Origin of the sequence: Pseudomonas sp. LH21 (assembly GCF_036549575.1) — a bacterium.
Taxonomy (GTDB): Bacteria; Pseudomonadota; Gammaproteobacteria; order Pseudomonadales; family Pseudomonadaceae; genus Aquipseudomonas; species Aquipseudomonas peradeniyensis.
This window is the reverse complement of the sequence record NZ_CP144367.1, coordinates 4,182,390-4,199,962: the sequence shown is the minus strand read 5'-3', so window position 1 is coordinate 4,199,962 and position 17,573 is coordinate 4,182,390. Positions and strand designations below refer to the sequence as shown.

Genomic DNA, 17,573 nt, shown 5'->3' with positions numbered 1-17,573 from the left:
GCCGAAACCATGCGCCAGCGCTGCGGATACTGCTAAACCTTAACCCAATCCACGACAAACCCAAGAAAAAACCACGCAGGCGCCGCCCGGCTCACCGAAACGGGGCAGGGGCCTGGCACCGATCCGGTGCATGGATGCCGGTTCTTGAACTGTCCTGGTGCCTTTTTGCAGGTCTGCCTCTTCATGGAAAACATGCACAGCGCGATGGACTCCCTGGTCCATGGCTCCAACACCTTGTTCATCCTCATGGGCGCGATCCTGGTCCTGGCCATGCACGCGGGGTTCGCCTTTCTCGAGGTCGGCACGGTGCGGCACAAGAATCAGGTCAACGCCCTGTCGAAGATCCTCAGCGACTTCGCCATCTCGGCCCTGGTGTATTTCTTCATCGGCTATTGGGTCGCCTATGGCGTGAGCTTCCTGCAGCCGGCGGCGACGCTGGCCAGCGATCACGGCTATGCGCTGGTCAAGTGCTTCTTCCTGCTGACCTTCGCCGCGGCCATTCCGGCGATCATCTCCGGCGGTATCGCCGAGCGCGCGCGCTTTGCGCCGCAACTGTGCGCGACGGCATTGATCGTGGCGCTCATCTACCCGTTCTTCGAAGGCGTGGTGTGGAATGGCAACTTCGGCCTGCAGGCCTGGTTGCAGGCGCGTTTCGGCGCGCCGTTCCATGATTTTGCCGGGTCCGTGGTGGTGCACGCCATGGGCGGCTGGCTGGCGCTGGCGGCGGTACTGCTGCTAGGCGCGCGCCGTGGCCGCTACCGCGAGGGGCGCCTGGTGGCGTTCGCGCCGTCGAGTATTCCGTTCCTGGCGCTGGGCTCGTGGATCCTGATCATCGGCTGGTTCGGCTTCAACGTCATGAGCGCGCAGACCCTGCAGGGGGTGAGCGGGCTGGTGGCGATCAACTCGTTGATGGCCATGGTCGGCGGCACGCTGTCGGCCCTGCTGGCCGGGCGCAACGACCCGGGCTTCCTGCACAACGGCCCACTGGCCGGCCTGGTGGCGGTGTGTGCGGGCTCCGACCTGATGCATCCGGTGGGCGCGCTGGTCACCGGGCTGGTGGCCGGTGGCCTGTTCGTCTGGTGCTTCACCGCCGCGCAGAACCGCTGGAAGATCGACGACGTGCTGGGCGTGTGGCCATTGCACGGCGTGTGTGGCGTATGGGGCGGCATCGCCTGCGGCGTGTTCGGCCAGGCTGCCCTGGGCGGGTTGGGTGGCGTCAGCCTGGTCAGCCAGTTGCTGGGGAGCCTGGCGGGCGTGCTGGTGGCGCTGGCCGGCGGTTTTGCCGTGTATGGCCTGATCAAGGCGCTGCATGGTCTGCGCCTGAGCCATGAGGAGGAGTTCCAGGGAGCGGACCTGGCCGTGCATCGGATCGGCGCCACCAGCCAGGATTGAGCCAGGTCAGGTGCGCGTTGGCGGGGACGGACCTAGAATGAGCATCCATTCATGCGAATTACGGATGTCTGCATGCTCCCTGAAACCCAGTTGTTCGGCACCGTGGGGTGCCACCTGTGCGAAGTGGCCGAGGCTGTGCTGATGCCGTTCGTCGAGCACGGCCTGCTGGTCGAGCTGGTCGATATCGCCGACAGCGAGGCGCTGTTCGAACGCTACGGGCTGAGCATCCCGGTGCTGCGCCGTTGCGATACCGGCGCCGAGCTGGGCTGGCCGTTCGATGCCGAGCAGGTAGTGGCCTTCCTCGGCTGAACCGTGCATTGACGAGCGGGTGGGTCGCTCCGTATGCTGTATATAAATACAGTATCCGAGGTGAAGCCATGCTCAATGTCGAGCAACTCAAGTACAGCATCAATCACATGGCTCCCGAGCGTGTGTGCGAGGCCGTGCTGGAATTGCGCCTCGACGGCATCGTCACCGACGAGCGCACGCCGTTCGGCAAGGTGCATTTCAACACCTGTTTCGCCGAGATCGAGGCGCTGTTCCAGCGCGCCGGCTTCCACCGTCCGCTGGATGTGGTGGGCTACCAGGGCCTGAGCTACGCCCTCTACGATCCGGGGCGCTGGGACGCGGTGCAGGTGCTGCGCTGGCTCAAGGCGCGTTGCGAACCGGCCAGCGAGGCTGGTTGAGGGGCGCGAGCTGGGGGATAATGCCAGCCCCGCAGAACCGAGCCCGACGATGACCACGCCTTTCGACCCCGCCCACCAGCAAGCCAGTACCGTATGCCTGCCTCCGGGGCCCTGGGCAAACGTGCTCGACTGCCTGTGCGATCATTTCAAGGGCATCACGCGTGAGCAATGGCTCGACCGCTTCGCCCGGGGCCGGGTGTTGAATGCCGATGGCCAGCCCATTGCGGCGGATACGCACTATCGGCGAGGCATGCGCTTGCACTATTTCCGTGAAGTGCCCAACGAGAAAGTGATCCCGGTGCAGGAAGAGATCCTGCATGTCGACGAGCACCTGGTGGTGGCGGACAAGCCGCACTTCCTGCCTGTCACCCCCACCGGCGAGTACGTCGAACAGACGCTGCTGCGCCGGCTGATCCGGCGTCTGGACAACCCGCACCTGGTGCCGCTGCACCGCATCGACCGGCACACTGCCGGGCTGGTGCTGTTTTCCGCCAACCCGCAGAGCCGTGGCGCCTATCAGCGCCTGTTCCCTGAGCGGCGCATCGACAAGCACTACCAGGCCATCGCCGCGGCCATGCCGCAGCATGACTACCCGTTGGTGCACCGCAGCCGTTTGGTGCATGGCGAGCCGTTCTTCCGCATGCATGAGGTGCAAGGGGCCGACAACAGTGAAACCCACGCCTGTGTGCTGGAGAAGAATGGCGAGCTGTGGCGCTATGGCCTGTCACCGGTTACCGGCAAGACCCACCAGTTGCGCGTGCACATGGCGGCGTTGGGCGCGGGGATCTGCAACGATCCGTTTTACCCGCAGCTGGTCAACGAGCAGGATGATTACGCACGGCCGCTCAAGCTGCTGGCCCATAGCCTGCGCTTCGAGGATCCATTGACGGGTGAGGTGCGTTATTTCGAGAGCCGGCTGACGCTCGACTGGTAAAAGCATCGCGGGGCAAGCCCGCTCCCACTGGCCTGGCGCTATGCACAGGACTTGTGGGAGAGGGTTTGCCCCGCGATGACGCCTACCGATTTCAGCGGTTGAAGCGCTCCACCAGCGAGTACTGGGTACCCGCCGTGCTGGTCAGCTCTTCGCTGAGCAGCGCCGAGCGCTGGGCCTGGCCGGAGGTCTGGTCGGCCAGGTCGGCGATGGTGCTGATGTTGCGGCTGATCTCCTCGGCCACCGCGCTCTGCTCTTCGGTGGCGGCGGCGATCTGGGTCGCCATGTCGGTGATGTTGGCCACGGCCTCGCTGATGCCCACCAGCGCCTGGTCGGCCTGCATGACCCGCTCGACACCTTCCTGGGCCTGGCGGTGGCCGGTCTCCATGGTCTGCACCGCGTTGTTGGCGGTTTGTTGCAGCTTGGCGATCAGGGTGTGGATCTGCCCGGTGGATTCGGCGGTGCGCTGGGCCAGCTGACGGACCTCGTCGGCGACCACGGCAAAGCCACGGCCCATCTCCCCGGCGCGCGCCGCTTCGATGGCGGCATTGAGCGCCAGCAGGTTGGTCTGGTCGGCAATGCCCTTGATCACATCGACCACGCCGCCGATCTCGTCGCTGTCCTTGGCCAACTGGGTGACGGTCAGCCCGGTCTCGCCCACGGCGGCGGACAGCCGCTCGATGGCGTCACGGGTTTCGCCGGCGATGTTGCGGCCCTGGCTGGTCAGGCGGTTGGCTTCCTGGGTGGCGTCGGCGGTACGCTGGACATGGTTGGCCACTTCCTGGGTGGTGGCGGCCATCTGGTTGACGGCGGCGGCGACCTGCTCGGTCTCCACCCGCTGGCGCTCCAGGCCCGACGAGCTCTGGTGGGCGAGGGCGTCGGACTGGCGGGCCTGGTCGCTGAGCTGCTCGGCGCTGTCCTGCAGGCGGGTCAGGCAGGTCTTCATCCGTGCGTCCTGGCTGAGCATGGCCATTTCCAGGCGTGCCTGGACACCGCGGCTGTCGGTGTACATCTGCGCGATCAGCGGGTCGGAGGTGGTCTGTTCGGCCAGGCGCAGCAGGCGCTTGAGGCCGCGCTGCTGCCAGCTCAGGCCGAGCAGGCCGAGCGGCACCGACAGGCCGGCGGCCAGGGCGAAGCCCCAGGAATGGCCGAGCCAGTTGCCGATCAGGAAGCCGATCTGGCTGACCAGGATGAACGGCAGCCAGTCCTGCAGCACCGGCAGCCACTTGTCACGTTTCGGGATGGCCGAGCGGCCCTGGTTGATGCGCTGGTACAGCGCTTCGGCGCGGCGGATCTGCTCGGCGGTGGGCTTGACCCGCACCGACTCGTAGCCGACCACCTGGTTGCTGTCGAAGATCGGCGTGACGTAGGCATTGACCCAGTAGTGGTCGCCCGACTTGCAGCGGTTCTTGACGATGCCCATCCACGGCAGGCCTTGCTTGAGGGTCTGCCACATGTGGGCGAACACGGCCGGCGGTACATCGGGGTGGCGCACCAGGTTGTGCGGCGCGCCCATCAGTTCCTCGCGGGAAAAACCGCTGATCTCGATGAAGGCATCGTTGCAGTAGGTGATCACGCCCTTGGCGTTGGTGGTGGAAATCAACCGCTGCTGGGCAGGGAAAGTCCGTTCTCTCTGGGTAATCGGCTGGTTGTTACGCATTGGCTGTTCAATCCGCAAGGCTTTCGACGGGTATCGGCAAGCCTCTGGTTTTATTGAATGAATATTTAACTGGCTTGATCTGGGGCAAGGTGCCATCAGTGCGGCTGAGCTAATGCAGCCCACCTGATCGCAGCCGTTGCCGCCAATATTGCAGTTTTCTTTATAAATGATGACGATCAGGTCTGATCATGACCGATTGTTCAATTCGGGGCCAGCATCGGGTAGCTGAAAGCGGCAAAGTGCGCCAGGTTGACGCAGGTGTGGCAGAGCACCGCCGCCGCCAGTCCACCATGGCGATAGGCCAGACCATACCCCACCCCGGCCAGGGTGGCCAGGTAGAACCACTGCCAGCCAGCGGCGAGGTGCGCGAGGCCGAACAACAGCGCGGCCACCAGCAACGCCAGCCCTTCATGCCTGAACAGACGTTGCAGGCCGCCCTGGATATAGCCGCGGAACAGCAGTTCCTCGGTCAGGCTCACCAGCAGCAGGTTGTTCAGCAGCCACAGCCAGGCCTGGTCCGGCCATTTCGGTGCCCAGGCCAGCATGCCCAGGGCCCAGGCGCCGCCCAGGCAGGCGAGCAAGGTCAAGGGCAGGGTCAGCGCCAGGCCCGGCAGCAGGCCGCGTGGGCGCAGCATGACCAGCCACGGGCAGGCCAGCAGCAACCACAGGCCGATCAGGGGCTTGTCCAGGTTCAGATACATCGAGAAAGGCACGGAGCCGTCGCTGAGCACGGCCTTGTCGATCACCTTGGCGCTGTGGAAGCCGGGTAGCCAGTGCAGGGCCAGGGCGAGGGCGAGGAGGATGAACAGCAGGTGGCCGAGGCTTTGTTGCCAGCGCACCGGACGGCGGGCGAGCAATGCACTGCACAGCAGGGCAAGCAAGGCGGGCAGGGCGGTGAGGCCGAGGCTGCCGTAGGTCAGGGCGATCGCATAGCCGAGAGCGAGCAGGATCAGGGCGATCCAGTGGGGAAGAGGCATGACATTTCCTTAGTGCCGGTGAATCCGAGGAGGGTAGGACTTACACCATGGCCTTCAGGACACCTGGATGTTTGTGCGCTTGGGCGGGTAATGCCGGGACCGCGTTGCAGTCCTTTCGCGGCACAAGGCCGCTCCTACAAGAGATCGCGTTCCCCTGTAGGAGCGGCCTTGTGCCGCGAAAGGGCTGCGCAGCAGCCCCAGCAAGCTTCAGGCAAACTTACAGCAAAGCCCGCTTTACTCCGCGATCAATTGCCGCAGCACATAATGCAGGATCCCCCCCGACTTGAAGTACTCCACCTCATTGAGGGTATCGATCCGGCACAGCACCTCGATCTGCTCCTGGCGTCCGTCCTCGCGGGTAATGCGCACCGGCAGGCTCATGCCCGGGCGGATCTGCGCGCCGCCAAGGCCCAGCACATCGATGCGTTCCTTGCCGGTCAGCCCAAGGCGCTTGCGGTCGTCGCCGGCCTTGAACTGCAAGGGCAGCACGCCCATGCCCACCAGGTTGGAGCGGTGGATGCGCTCGAAGCTCTCCGCCAGCACCGCCTTGACCCCCAGCAGGTTGGTGCCCTTGGCCGCCCAGTCGCGGCTGGAGCCGGTGCCGTATTCCTGCCCGGCAATCACCACCAGCGGCGTGCCATCCTGCTGGTAGCGCATGGCGGCATCGTAGATCGACATCTTTTCACCGCTGGGCACGTACAGGGTGTTGCCGCCTTCCTCGCCACCGAGCATTTCGTTGCGGATGCGGATATTGGCGAAGGTGCCGCGCATCATCACCTCATGGTTGCCGCGCCGTGAGCCGTAGGAGTTGAAGTCCCGTGGTTCCACGCCCTTGTCGCGCAAGTAGCGGCCGGCCGGGCTGTCGGCCTTGATGTTGCCGGCCGGAGAGATATGGTCGGTGGTCACCGAGTCGCCGAGCAGGGCAAGGATGCGCGCGCCGTGGATTTCGCCGATTTCCGGCAATGGACCAGCGATGTCGTCGAAGAACGGCGGGTGCTGGATATAGGTGGAGTCGTCCTGCCAGACATAGGTGGCCGCCTGGGGCACCTCGATGGCCTGCCACTGGGTGTCGCCGGCAAACACTTCGGCGTATTCCTTGTGGAACATGCGCGTGTCGACATTGCGCACGGCCTCGGCGATCTCTTGCTGGCTTGGCCAGATATCGCGCAGGTACACGGGCTTGCCGTCCTTGCCGGTGCCCAGGGCGTCCTGGGTCAGGTCCAGGCGCACGCTGCCGGCCAGGGCATAGGCCACCACCAGCGGCGGCGAGGCCAGCCAGTTGGTCTTGACCAGAGGGTGCACCCGGCCTTCGAAGTTGCGGTTGCCCGACAGTACCGAAGCCACGGTGAGGTCGGCGCTGCCGATGGCCTTCTCGATCGCCTCGTCCAGGGGGCCGGAGTTGCCGATGCAGGTGGTGCAGCCATAGCCGACCAGGTCGAAACCGAGCTGATCCAGGTAAGGCGTGAGGCCGGCAGCCTTGAAGTAGTCCGTCACCACCTTGGAGCCTGGGGCCAGCGAGCTCTTGACCCAGGGCTTGCGGGTCAGGCCCTTCTCCACGGCTTTTTTCGCCACCAGCCCTGCGGCCATCATCACGCTGGGGTTGGAGGTGTTGGTGCAGGAAGTGATGGCGGCGATCACCACGGCGCCGTCGCGCAAGGTGTGGGTCTGGCCGGCGTGGCTGTAGTCGATCTCGCCGGCCTGGTCGGCATTGCCCACCGCCACACCGCCGCCGCCTTCGCTTTCCAGGCGGCCGACCTCCTTGGCCAGCGGCTTGGGCTGCAGCTCGATGAAATGGTCGAAGGCCTGGGCGACCTGGCCCAGGGCGACCCGGTCCTGCGGGCGCTTGGGCCCGGCGAGGCTGGCTTCGACGTCGTTCATGTCCAGCGCCAGGGTGTCGCTGAACAGCGGCTCCTGGCCCGGCAGGCGCCACAGGCCCTGGGCCTTGCTGTAGGCCTCGACCAGTTGCACGGCCTCCTCGGGGCGCCCGGACAGGCGCAGGTAGTCCAGGGTCACCTGGTCCACCGGGAAGAAACCGCAGGTGGCGCCGTACTCAGGGGCCATGTTGGCGATGGTGGCGCGGTCGGCCAGCGGCAGGTCGGCCAGGCCGTCGCCGTAGAACTCGACGAACTTGCCCACCACGCCCTTCTTGCGCAGCATCTGCGTCACCGTCAGCACCAGGTCGGTGGCGGTGATGCCCTCGCGCAGCTTGCCGGTGAGCTTGAAGCCGATCACCTCGGGGATCAGCATCGACACCGGCTGGCCGAGCATCGCAGCCTCCGCCTCGATACCACCGACGCCCCAGCCGAGCACGCCCAGGCCGTTGATCATGGTGGTGTGCGAGTCGGTGCCGACCAGGGTGTCGGGGAAGGCGTAGGTGCGCCCGTCCGCTTCACGGGTCCACACGGTGCGCCCCAGGTACTCGAGGTTGACCTGGTGGCAGATGCCGGTGCCCGGCGGTACCACGCGGAAGTTGTCGAAGGCGCTCTGGCCCCAGCGCAGGAAGGCGTAGCGCTCGCCGTTGCGCTGCATCTCGATGTCGACGTTCTGGGCGAAGGCGCTGGGGCTGGCGTAGCGGTCGACCATCACCGAGTGGTCGATCACCAGGTCTACCGGCGACAACGGGTTGATCCGCTGCGGGTCGCCGCCGGCCTTGGCCATCGCCGCGCGCATGGCGGCCAGGTCGACCACCGCCGGCACGCCGGTGAAGTCCTGCATCAGCACCCGCGCCGGGCGGTACTGGATCTCGCGGTCGGAGCGGCGCTCCTGCAGCCACTGGGCCAGGGCGCGCAGGTCGTCGCCGGTGACGGTCTTGCCGTCTTCCCAGCGCAGCAGGTTTTCCAGCAGCACTTTCAGCGACATGGGCAGGCGCTGCAGGTCGCCGAGCTGGCGCGCGGCGTCGGGCAGGCTGAAATAGTGGTAGGCGCGGTCGGCCACCTGGAGGGTCTTGAGGGTTTTCAGGCTATCGAGCGAGGGCATTTACAACTCCTTGTGCTCCGGTGCCCGGCGATTGCGGGTCGCTCGCCGGTGTCACCGCTCTGGACCGGTCCGCACGGCACGGACCTGGCTGAACAGTCAGGTTAGACCGGTTTGCCTGGCCTGACCCTTTTCTGGACCGATGGGGCGTGTCGTCGGTTCCGATCTTCCTTTATCATTCGCCGCCCTGGCGCCGTCTGCGCCAGTGATGTGGAGTGAGAAATGAATACCCTGTTCATGCATTGCCGGCCCGGCTTCGAGGGCGAGGTCTGCGCCGAAATCAGCGAACATGCCGCCCACCTGGGCGTGGCCGGCTATGCCAAGGGCAAGCCGCAGAGCGCTTGCGCCGAGTTCGTCTGCAGCGAGGCGGACGGCGCCGAACGCATGATGCAGACGCTGCGCTTTTCGCAGCTGATCTTCCCGCGCCAGTGGGCCCGCGGCGCCTATGTCGAGCTGCCGGAGACCGACCGCATCAGCGTGCTGCTCGAGCACCTGGCCGGGCTGCCGGTGTGCGGCAGCCTGTGGCTGGAAGTGCTCGACAGCAACGATGGCAAGGAGCTGTCGACCTTCTGCCGCAAGTTCGAGGTGCCGCTGCGCAAGGCCCTGGAAAAGGCCGGGCGGCTGGTGGACGACGCCCGGCGGCCGCGCCTGCTGCTGACCTTCATCAGTGGCCGGCGGGTGTTCCTGGGGCTGGCCGAGGCCGACAATTCGGCGCTCTGGCCGATGGGCATACCGCGCCTGAAGTTCCCCCGCGAGGCCCCCAGCCGCTCGACCCTCAAGCTCGAGGAGGCCTGGCACCAGTTCATCCCCCGCGAGCAGTGGGACCAGCGCCTGAACGACGACATGACCGGCGTCGACCTGGGCGCCGCCCCCGGCGGCTGGACCTACCAGCTGGTCAAGCGCGGCATGCTGGTGACCGCCATCGACAACGGGCCGATGGCCGAAAGCCTGATGGACACCGGCCTGGTCACCCACCTGATGGCCGACGGCTTTACCTGGAAGCCGAAACAGACCGTGGACTGGATGGTCTGCGATATCGTCGAGAAGCCGGCGCGCACCGCGTCGCTGATCGAGACCTGGCTGGGCGAAGGACTGTGCCGCGAGGCGGTGGTCAACCTGAAGCTGCCGATGAAGCAGCGTCACGCCGAGGTGCGCAAGTTGCTCGACCGGATCGAGGAAGGCTTCAAAGCGCGCAAGGTCAAGGTGTCGATCGCCTGCAAGCAGCTGTATCACGACCGCGAGGAAGTGACCTGCCACCTGCGCCGGCTGGACCTGAAACCGCGTTAAACGGGTTTGCCCGGCCACTGTAGGAGCGGCCTTGTGCCGCGAAAGGGCCGCAAAGCGGCCCCAGGATTTCAGCGTGAAAGCAGAAATTGCCGGGGCTGCTCTGCAGCCCTTTCGCGGCACAAGGCCGCTCCTACAGGGGGCTTCGGTTCTCAGCCCTTGGAGCACCTCGACGGATGCGCCACAATGACGATCATTTTGCGGAGCCCTACATGACCGATTTCACCCACGACGCGATCCTCGACGCCACCGGCCTGAACTGCCCGGAGCCGGTGATGATGCTGCACAAGCACGTGCGCGAGCTGGCCGGCGGCGGCGTGCTCAAGGTGATCGCCACCGATCCGTCGACCCGTCGCGACATTCCCAAGTTCTGCATCTTCCTCGGCCACGAGCTGCTAGGCCAGCAGGAAGAGGCCGGCACCTACCTGTACTGGATCCGCAAGAAGGCCGACTGAGCCGCCTGCGATCGCGCTACACTGCGCTCCCCTGACAGGAGAGCGCCATGCTGATAGTTGCCGACGAGAATATCCCGCTGCTCGATGCCTTCTTCGCCGGTTTCGGCGAGATCCGCCGTTACCCCGGCCGGGCCATCGACGCCGCCTGCGTCAAGGACGCCGACGTCCTGTTGGTGCGCTCGGTGACCCGCGTCGACCGGCAACTGCTCGAAGGCAGCCGGGTGCGTTTTGTCGGCACCTGCACCATTGGCACCGATCACCTTGACCTCGAGTACTTCACCCAAGCCGGTATCCACTGGAGCAGCGCGCCGGGCTGCAACGCCCGTGGCGTGGTGGACTACGTGCTGGGCAGCCTGCTGACCCTGGCCGAACTCGAAGGCGTTGACCTGGGCAAGCGGGTCTATGGCGTGGTCGGCGCCGGCGAGGTCGGTGGGCGCCTGGTGCGAGTGCTGCATGGCCTGGGCTGGAAGGTGCTGGTGTGCGACCCGGTGCGCCATGCCAACGAGGGCGGCGACTTTGTCGACCTTCAGACGATCCTCGAACAGTGCGACGTGATCAGCCTGCACACGCCGCTGCAACGCGGCGGCGAGCACCCGACCTGGCACCTGCTCGACCAGCAGCGCCTGGCGCGCCTGCGTGCCGGCGCCTGGCTGATCAACGCCAGCCGCGGCCCGGTGGTGGACAACGCAGCCCTGCGCGAATTGCTGTTGGATCGTGAGGATCTGCACGCGGTGCTGGATGTGTGGGAGGGCGAACCGCAGGTGGACCTGCAGCTGGCCGACCTGTGCACCCTGGCCACGCCGCATATTGCCGGCTACAGCCTGGACGGCAAGCAGCGGGGCACGGCGCAGATCTACCAGGCCTTCTGCCGCTGGCGCGGCGAGCCCGAGCAGGTGCGCCTGGCCGACCTGCTGCCGGCGCCGTGCCTTGCACAGATCGCGTTTGACTCGAGCGCGGATCCGGCATGGGCATTGGCCACCCTGTGCCGGGCGGTCTACGACCCACGTCGTGACGATGCGGATTTCCGTCGCAGCCTCAGCGAAGATCCGGCCGAACAGCGTGCGGCGTTCGACCTGCTGCGCAAGCACTACCCGGTAAGGCGTGAAATCGAGGGATTGCCGGTGCGCATACGCGGGGAAGTACCCCAATTGGCGCAGCTGGTCAGTGCATTGGGCGCGGTGCTGGCCTGAGGACGCAGAAAGGCAGGGCAATAAAAACCCGGCGCGAGCGCCGGGTTGCACGCAATTCGGGGGTCAGGCCTTGCCGACTTTCTTGACCCGGCTCTCTTCCAGGTCCTTGCAGGCCTTCTGGATCATCTGCTCGGTAATCGGGACCTCGCGGCCCTGGGCATCGATGATCGAGCCGCAGACCTGAGGTTGCGGACGGTTCTGGTTCTTGGGCGTATCGGTATGCTGCAAGCTCATGTCCTGTCTCCTCTTTCAGGTTCAAGCTCAAGGTAGCGCTTCGCCGTGACTGGTCTGTGACAGTTTCTTCGGCGTCATGCCGGATCAGTCCAACAGAAACGGCGGTAAACCTCCAGTCGCAGGTTAGAACGAATGGGCATAGTCACTGCCGCCCCGTTCGATCATGGGACGGCGTCGCATTTCCAGACGTTGCACGGGGTCGACGAGTGGTAGTCTTGGTCTGGTCTCAGCACAGAACGACCTTCGCCATGCCCGAGCCGATCTCGCCCCGCCAGCGCCGCGCCCTGCACCTGGGCTGGCGCTTCGTCCGTCCCTATCGCCGCCAGGCGCTGCTGGCCTTGCTGGCACTGGTGGTCACCGCCGCCATCACCCTGTCCATGGGGCAGGGTATCCGCCTGCTGGTCGACCAGGGTTTCATGACCGGCTCGGCGCACCAGCTCAACCAGACCATCGGCCTGTTCCTGCTGCTGGTGCTGGCCCTGGCGGTGGGGACCTTCGCCCGTTTCTATCTGGTGTCGTGGATCGGCGAGCGCTGCGTGGCCGATATTCGCCGGGCAGTGTTCGATCACCTGATCGGCCTGCACCCGGGTTTCTTCGAGGACAACCGCAGTTCTGAGATCCAGTCGCGGCTGACCGCCGACACCACCTTGCTGCAGTCGGTGATCGGCTCGTCGCTGTCGATGTTCCTGCGCAACGCGCTGATGGTGCTGGGCGGGGTGATCCTGCTGTTCGTCACCAACCCCAAGCTGACCAGCATCGTGGTGCTGGCCTTGCCCTTGGTGCTGGCGCCGATCCTGCTGTTCGGGCGGCGCGTGCGCAGCCTGTCGCGGCAGAGCCAAGACCGGGTGGCCGACGTGGGCAGCTATGTCGCCGAGGCCCTTGGCCAGATCAAGACGGTGCAGGCCTACAACCATCAGGGGCATGACCAGGCGCGCTTCGCCGAGACCGTGGAGGCGGCGTTCGGGGTGGCACGCAGACGCATCGCCCAGCGCGCCTGGCTGATCACCCTGGTAATCGTGCTGGTGCTGGGGGCGGTAGGGGTGATGCTCTGGGTCGGTGGCATGGACGTGATCGCCGGGCGCATCTCCGGCGGCGAGCTGGCCGCCTTCGTGTTCTACAGCCTGATCGTCGGCAGCGCCTTCGGCACCCTGAGCGAGGTGATCGGCGAGCTGCAACGGGCTGCCGGCGCCGCCGAGCGCATCGCCGAGCTGCTGGCGGCACAGACGGCGATCCTGGCGCCGGCGCAACCACAGGGGCTGGCGCAGGGCCGTGCCATGGGCGATATCCAGCTGAGCGACGTGCGCTTCGCATACCCATCGCGCCCCACGGCGGCGGCCATCGATGGTCTTAGCCTGCACATCCGCCCGGGCGAGACCGTGGCCCTGGTCGGGCCGTCGGGGGCCGGCAAGTCGACCCTGTTCGACCTGCTGCTGCGTTTCTACGACCCGCAGGGTGGTGCGATTCTGCTCGATGGCCAACCGATCACCGGTCTGGAGCCGGCCGAGCTGCGTCGCCAGTTCGCCCTGGTGGCCCAGCAGCCGGCGCTGTTCCGTGGCACGGTCGAGGCCAACATCCGCTACGGTCGGCCCGACGCCAGCCTGGCCGAGGTCGAGGCGGCGGCGCGCAGCGCCCATGCCCATGAGTTCATCGCCCAGTTGCCCCAGGGCTACCAGACGCTGCTGGGCGAGGGCGGCCTAGGGTTGTCCGGCGGCCAGCGTCAGCGCCTGGCGATCGCCCGGGCGCTGCTGGTGGATGCGCCGATCCTGCTGTTGGACGAAGCCACCAGCGCCCTGGACGCGCAGAGCGAGCACCTGATCCAGCAGGCGTTGCCGCAGCTGATGGCCGGGCGCACCACGCTGGTCATAGCCCACCGCCTGGCGACGGTGCAGCATGCCGATCGCATCGCGGTGATCGACAAAGGCCGACTGGCGGCAGTCGGCAGTCATCGACAATTGATCGAGCAAAGCCCACTCTACGCACGCTTGGCCGCTCTGCAGTTCAACCCGGCCTGAGCGGCCATCGCTGTCACTGTTTTGTAACAATTTTGTAGCAATTGCCTGAGACTATCTGCCTCGGCCGTTGCGCAGGTGCTCGCCCTGGTTGCCATCGCCCGATGGCGGCGTTTTCGGGCCAGCGAACGAGGACAAGGATGCCTCCGTCGGCGGTGCCGTCGTGCGCCGTTTTCCCTCTTCCTTGTTCCGAGATCCGCAATCTTGCGTAAATCCCTCAGAGTGCAAATTCTCTCCCTGCTCGGTGGCAGCCTGGTGGCGATCCTGCTGATCGCCCTGGTGTGCTTCCAGTTCCTGTCGTCCAGCGTGCGCGGCTATGCCGAGCTGGTGGACGGGCCGTTGCGTGCCTCGCAGCTGATCGACGAAGCCAACCTGCAGTTCAAGATCCAGGTGCAGGAGTGGAAGAACGTGCTGCTGCGTGGTCGCCAGCCGGCGGAGCTGGACAAGTACTGGCAGCAGTTCCAGGCCCGCGAGCAGCAGGTGCAGCAGTTGCTGGGGCAATTGATCGACAGCAGCGAGCCGGCGCTCAAGGCGCGCCTGGAGCAGCTCAAGGCCAGCCACCGGCAGTTGGGCTCTGCCTATGCGCAGGGACGCCAGGCGTTCCTGGCCGCCGGCGGCGACCCGGTGGCGGGCGACCTGGCGGTCAAGGGTGTGGACCGTGCCACCAGCGACCAGATGAGCGCGCTGGTGGAGCAGTTGCGCGCCGACGCCCACGGGCGTGCCGGCGCCATCAGCGCCAGCGCCGAACGCACGGTATGGCTGGGTGTGCTGGTGATGCTGGGCTCGGCCGTGCTGGTCGGGCTGTTCAGCCTGTGGCTGGTCAACCGCAGCCTGGTCGAGCCGATTCGCCAGCTGATCGACTATGTCGCCCAGCTCAGCCAGGGGCGTTTCGCCGCCCGTGTCGACAGCCGCCGCGAGGATGAGCTGGGGCGCCTGGCGCTGGCCGCCAACACCCTGCGTGACTTCCTCGCCGACACCGTCGGCCGCCTCAAGGACAATGCCGAGGAGCTGGAAAGCGCCAGCGACCGCCTGCGCAGCATCGCCGGTGACATGGCCCATGGCACCCACGACCAGTTCCAGCGCACCGACCAGGTCGCCACGGCCATGCACGAGATGTCGGCCACCGCCCAGGAAGTGGCGCGCCACGCCGCCGACGCCGCCCGCGCCGCGGACGAGGCCGACCACAGCGCCCAGGCCGGCGAGCAGGTCATGCAGCGGACCATCGACACCATCGCCGTGGTCAACCGCGAAATCGCCGGTACCGCGGCGGTGATCCGTCACCTGGAGCACGACAGCACGCGCATCGGCAAGGTGCTCGAAGTGATTCGCGGCATCGCCGAGCAGACCAACCTGCTGGCGCTCAACGCCGCCATCGAGGCCGCCCGTGCCGGCGAGGCCGGGCGCGGCTTCGCGGTGGTTGCCGACGAGGTGCGCAGCCTGGCCCAGCGCACCGCGGCGTCGATCGCCGAAATCCACCAGATCATCGAAGCGGTGCAGTCGGGCGCGGTGGAGGCGGTCAAGGCCATCGAGAGCGGCCAGCAGCGCAGCGAGGAGGGCGCCGAGCAGGTGCAGCAGGCCGGGCAGATGCTGCAGCGCATCACCACGGCGGTGGAGGCGATCCGCGACATGAACCGGCAGATCGCCACTGCTGCCGAGGAGCAGACCAGCGTCGCCGAGGACATCTCGCGCAACCTGGTCGAGATCACCCGCATCGCCACCGCCAACCAGGAGGCCGTGCAGCATACCGAACAGGCCGGACAGCGCTTGCACGGGTTGTCGGGACAGCTGGGCGAAGTCACTTCCCGCCTCACTGCCTGACAAGCCTGCACGATCCCTGTGTAGGAGCGGCCTTGTGCCGCGAAAGGGCCGTGCAACGGCCCCCGGGATTTCAATGTTGACGCAATGATCGCCGGGGCCGCTTTGCGGCCCTTTCGCGGCACAAGGCCGCTCCTACAGGCGTTCGGGGGAAATCCGCCATTCCTCAGGCAAAGTACCCATCCATTTGGCGGATTGCCGCCAACCCGCCCCTGCCAAGCCCACTGCGCCATTGGCCCAGGCCAACCTGGCACACTCCCTGCTTTACGGCGCCCCGGGCCACGGCCCGAGGCGATCGTGCCCCGATTTCGCAAGACTCCTGCTGACCAGAACAACAACATCCGGGCGTGCACGCCGGGGGCAACGACTGCCAGTCCTTCACTTCAATTGGATTGAGCTAATGAAAAAAATCCTGCTGACGCTCCTGTGCCTGGGCGTCATCGGCTGCTCCAAGCCCGCGGAGCCACAGAAGTCCGTCGATGTCCTGCTGATCGGCGGCGGCATCATGAGTGCGAGTCTTGGGACCTACCTCACCGAGCTGGAACCGAACTGGAAGGTCGACGTCTACGAGCGCATGGACCAGGTCGCCGAGGAAAGCTCCAATGCCTGGAACAACGCCGGCACCGGCCACTCGGCGTTCTGCGAGCTGAACTACACCAGCGTCGGCAAGGACGGCAGCATCGACATCAGCAAGGCGGTCAACGTCAACGAGCAGTTCGAGGTGTCCAAGCAGTTCTGGGCCTACCAGGTCGAGCAGGGCGTGCTGAGCAACCCGCGCTCGTTCATCAACAATGTGCCGCACATGAGCTTCGTCTGGGGTGACGACAACGTCGACTTCCTGCACAAGCGCGTCGAAGCCCTGCAACACAGCTCGCTGTTCCGCGGCATGGAAATCACCGAGGATCACGAGCAGATTCGCAAGTGGGTGCCGCTGGTGATGGAAGGCCGAGATCCTGCGCAGAAGGTGGCCGCGACCCGCATGGCCATCGGCACCGACGTGAACTTCGGCGAGATCACCCGCCAGCTGTTCGCCTCGATGACCCGCAACCCCAATGTGCAACTGCACCTGAGCCATGAAGTGCGCGACATCGTGCGCAATGACGATGGCAGCTGGAACGTGGTGGTGGCCGACCTGGCCAACGGCGGCAAGGAGTCCGCGGTCAAGGCGAAGTTCGTCTTCATCGGTGCCGGTGGTGGCGCGCTCAAGTTGCTGCAGAAGTCCGGCATTCAAGAGGCCGAAGGCTATGCCGGTTTCCCGGTCGGAGGCCAGTTCCTGATGACCGACAATGCCGACCTGGTCGCCCGCCACAAGGCCAAGCTGTACGGCAAGGCCTCGGTCGGCGCGCCGCCGATGTCGGTGCCGCACCTGGACACTCGGGTGATCGATGGCAAGGAAGTGCTGCTGTTCGGCCCGTTCGCGACCTTCTCCACCAAGTACCTCAAGCACGGCTCGCTGCTGGACATGTTCAGTTCGCTGACTACCCACAACATCAGCCCGATGATGCACGCCGGGATCGACAACATTGACCTGAGCACCTACCTGATGGGCCAGCTGATGCTTAGCTTCGATGACCGCATGGCGGCCCTGCGCGAGTACTTCCCCAACGCCAAGAACGAAGACTGGAAGCTGCTCCAGGCCGGCCAGCGGGTGCAGGTGATCAAGAAGGATCCCGAGCACGGTGGCGTGCTGCAGTTCGGCACCGAAGTGGTGGCCGCCGAGGACGGCAGCATTGCCGCGCTGCTGGGTGCCTCGCCCGGTGCCTCGACCGCCGCGCCGATCATGCTGAGCGTGCTGGAGAAGACCTTCAAGGATCGGATCAAGAGTGCCGAGTGGCAAGCCAAGCTCAAGGAGATCGTGCCGACCTACGGCCAGAAGCTGAACAACGACCTCGAGCTGACCAACAAGACCCGTGAGTGGAGCAGTGCGCGCCTGCAACTGCTGTACGTGCCGGTGTTGCCGGAGTAAC

The 17,573-nt window shown here is 66.1% G+C and carries 14 protein-coding genes and 1 pseudogene; 11 read left to right on the top strand and 4 right to left on the bottom strand.

From position 1 onward, the window contains the following. The first annotated feature begins 183 nt into the window (after positions 1 to 183). The 4 genes from VUG52_RS19095 to VUG52_RS19080 all read left to right on the top strand — a co-directional run bounded on the left by VUG52_RS19095 (position 184) and on the right by VUG52_RS19080 (position 3,012). On the top strand, positions 184 to 1,392 hold the full coding sequence (locus VUG52_RS19095; RefSeq protein WP_050704844.1) for an ammonium transporter: 1,209 nt from the start codon (positions 184 to 186) through the stop codon (positions 1,390 to 1,392). 72 nt (positions 1,393 to 1,464) lie between these two features. Then, positions 1,465 to 1,701 carry a glutaredoxin family protein gene (locus tag VUG52_RS19090; protein ID WP_050704806.1) on the top strand — a complete coding sequence of 79 codons (237 nt, stop codon included), beginning with the start codon at positions 1,465 to 1,467 and terminating at the stop codon, positions 1,699 to 1,701. A 68-nt stretch (positions 1,702 to 1,769) separates the two neighbouring features. Next, a complete protein-coding gene (locus VUG52_RS19085; protein WP_050704807.1) occupies positions 1,770 to 2,078 on the top strand; it encodes a hypothetical protein in 309 nt (102 codons plus the stop codon). A 49-nt stretch (positions 2,079 to 2,127) separates the two neighbouring features. Continuing rightward, positions 2,128 to 3,012 (top strand): pseudouridine synthase, encoded by an 885-nt coding sequence (locus tag VUG52_RS19080; protein WP_050704808.1) that lies wholly within the window; start codon positions 2,128 to 2,130, stop codon positions 3,010 to 3,012. Between the two features lie 91 nt (positions 3,013 to 3,103). Here VUG52_RS19080 and VUG52_RS19075 read toward each other — a convergent pair whose 3' ends face one another. The 3 genes from VUG52_RS19075 to acnA form a co-directional block, all read right to left on the bottom strand. Next, positions 3,104 to 4,669 carry a methyl-accepting chemotaxis protein gene (locus tag VUG52_RS19075; RefSeq protein WP_050704809.1) on the bottom strand — a complete coding sequence of 522 codons (1,566 nt, stop codon included), beginning with the start codon at positions 4,667 to 4,669 and terminating at the stop codon, positions 3,104 to 3,106. Between the two features lie 200 nt (positions 4,670 to 4,869). Then, positions 4,870 to 5,646 carry a CPBP family intramembrane glutamic endopeptidase gene (locus VUG52_RS19070; RefSeq protein ID WP_050704810.1) on the bottom strand — a complete coding sequence of 259 codons (777 nt, stop codon included), beginning with the start codon at positions 5,644 to 5,646 and terminating at the stop codon, positions 4,870 to 4,872. A 234-nt stretch (positions 5,647 to 5,880) separates the two neighbouring features. Further along, positions 5,881 to 8,622, bottom strand: a complete 2,742-nt coding sequence (acnA, locus tag VUG52_RS19065) for an aconitate hydratase AcnA (RefSeq protein ID WP_050704811.1) — start codon at positions 8,620 to 8,622, stop codon at positions 5,881 to 5,883. A 219-nt stretch (positions 8,623 to 8,841) separates the two neighbouring features. Here acnA and rlmM point away from each other — a divergent pair, with 219 nt between their 5' ends. From rlmM to pdxB, 3 genes are all read left to right on the top strand, one after another. Then, positions 8,842 to 9,906, top strand: a complete 1,065-nt coding sequence (rlmM, locus tag VUG52_RS19060) for a 23S rRNA (cytidine(2498)-2'-O)-methyltransferase RlmM (protein WP_050704812.1) — start codon at positions 8,842 to 8,844, stop codon at positions 9,904 to 9,906. Positions 9,907 to 10,115: 209 nt separating this feature from the next. Beyond that, positions 10,116 to 10,358 (top strand): sulfurtransferase TusA, encoded by a 243-nt coding sequence (gene tusA, locus VUG52_RS19055; protein WP_050704845.1) that lies wholly within the window; start codon positions 10,116 to 10,118, stop codon positions 10,356 to 10,358. Between the two features lie 47 nt (positions 10,359 to 10,405). Next, positions 10,406 to 11,548: a 4-phosphoerythronate dehydrogenase PdxB gene (gene pdxB, locus VUG52_RS19050; protein ID WP_050704813.1), complete on the top strand. Its 1,143-nt coding sequence runs from the start codon at positions 10,406 to 10,408 to the stop codon at positions 11,546 to 11,548. Between the two features lie 63 nt (positions 11,549 to 11,611). Here pdxB and VUG52_RS19045 read toward each other — a convergent pair whose 3' ends face one another. Beyond that, entirely contained in the window at positions 11,612 to 11,782 is a 171-nt protein-coding gene (locus VUG52_RS19045) for a PA1571 family protein (RefSeq protein WP_177330833.1), read from the bottom strand. 248 nt (positions 11,783 to 12,030) lie between these two features. On the opposite strand from VUG52_RS19045, the gene VUG52_RS19040 reads away from it, so the two are divergent. From VUG52_RS19040 to mqo, 4 genes and pseudogenes are all read left to right on the top strand, one after another. Continuing rightward, on the top strand, positions 12,031 to 13,794 hold the full coding sequence (locus tag VUG52_RS19040) for an ABC transporter transmembrane domain-containing protein (protein WP_050704814.1): 1,764 nt from the start codon (positions 12,031 to 12,033) through the stop codon (positions 13,792 to 13,794). A gap of 672 nt (positions 13,795 to 14,466) precedes the next feature. Next, positions 14,467 to 14,676: pseudogene (locus VUG52_RS27315) on the top strand (methyl-accepting chemotaxis protein); the annotation flags it as partial. Positions 14,677 to 14,841: 165 nt separating this feature from the next. Beyond that, positions 14,842 to 15,609 (top strand): methyl-accepting chemotaxis protein, encoded by a 768-nt coding sequence (locus VUG52_RS27310; RefSeq protein WP_409077831.1) that lies wholly within the window; start codon positions 14,842 to 14,844, stop codon positions 15,607 to 15,609. Between the two features lie 397 nt (positions 15,610 to 16,006). Further along, complete coding sequence (gene mqo, locus VUG52_RS19030; protein ID WP_050704815.1) at positions 16,007 to 17,572, top strand: malate dehydrogenase (quinone); 1,566 nt, start codon at positions 16,007 to 16,009, stop codon at positions 17,570 to 17,572. Position 17,573: the final 1 nt, after the last annotated feature.

Excerpts from the sequence above, each read along its gene's own strand:
- VUG52_RS19095 (WP_050704844.1), top strand. The coding sequence starts at position 184 with ATGGAAAACATGCACAGCGCGATGGACTCCCTGGTCCATGGCTCCAAC.
- VUG52_RS19090 (WP_050704806.1), top strand. The coding sequence starts at position 1,465 with ATGCTCCCTGAAACCCAGTTGTTCGGCACCGTGGGGTGCCACCTGTGC.
- VUG52_RS19085 (WP_050704807.1), top strand. The coding sequence starts at position 1,770 with ATGCTCAATGTCGAGCAACTCAAGTACAGCATCAATCACATGGCTCCC.
- VUG52_RS19080 (WP_050704808.1), top strand. The coding sequence starts at position 2,128 with ATGACCACGCCTTTCGACCCCGCCCACCAGCAAGCCAGTACCGTATGC.
- VUG52_RS19075 (WP_050704809.1), bottom strand. The coding sequence starts at position 4,669 with ATGCGTAACAACCAGCCGATTACCCAGAGAGAACGGACTTTCCCTGCC.
- VUG52_RS19070 (WP_050704810.1), bottom strand. The coding sequence starts at position 5,646 with ATGCCTCTTCCCCACTGGATCGCCCTGATCCTGCTCGCTCTCGGCTAT.
- acnA (WP_050704811.1), bottom strand. The coding sequence starts at position 8,622 with ATGCCCTCGCTCGATAGCCTGAAAACCCTCAAGACCCTCCAGGTGGCC.
- rlmM (WP_050704812.1), top strand. The coding sequence starts at position 8,842 with ATGAATACCCTGTTCATGCATTGCCGGCCCGGCTTCGAGGGCGAGGTC.
- tusA (WP_050704845.1), top strand. The coding sequence starts at position 10,116 with ATGACCGATTTCACCCACGACGCGATCCTCGACGCCACCGGCCTGAAC.
- pdxB (WP_050704813.1), top strand. The coding sequence starts at position 10,406 with ATGCTGATAGTTGCCGACGAGAATATCCCGCTGCTCGATGCCTTCTTC.
- VUG52_RS19045 (WP_177330833.1), bottom strand. The coding sequence starts at position 11,782 with ATGAGCTTGCAGCATACCGATACGCCCAAGAACCAGAACCGTCCGCAA.
- VUG52_RS19040 (WP_050704814.1), top strand. The coding sequence starts at position 12,031 with ATGCCCGAGCCGATCTCGCCCCGCCAGCGCCGCGCCCTGCACCTGGGC.
- VUG52_RS27310 (WP_409077831.1), top strand. The coding sequence starts at position 14,842 with ATGGCCCATGGCACCCACGACCAGTTCCAGCGCACCGACCAGGTCGCC.
- mqo (WP_050704815.1), top strand. The coding sequence starts at position 16,007 with ATGAAAAAAATCCTGCTGACGCTCCTGTGCCTGGGCGTCATCGGCTGC.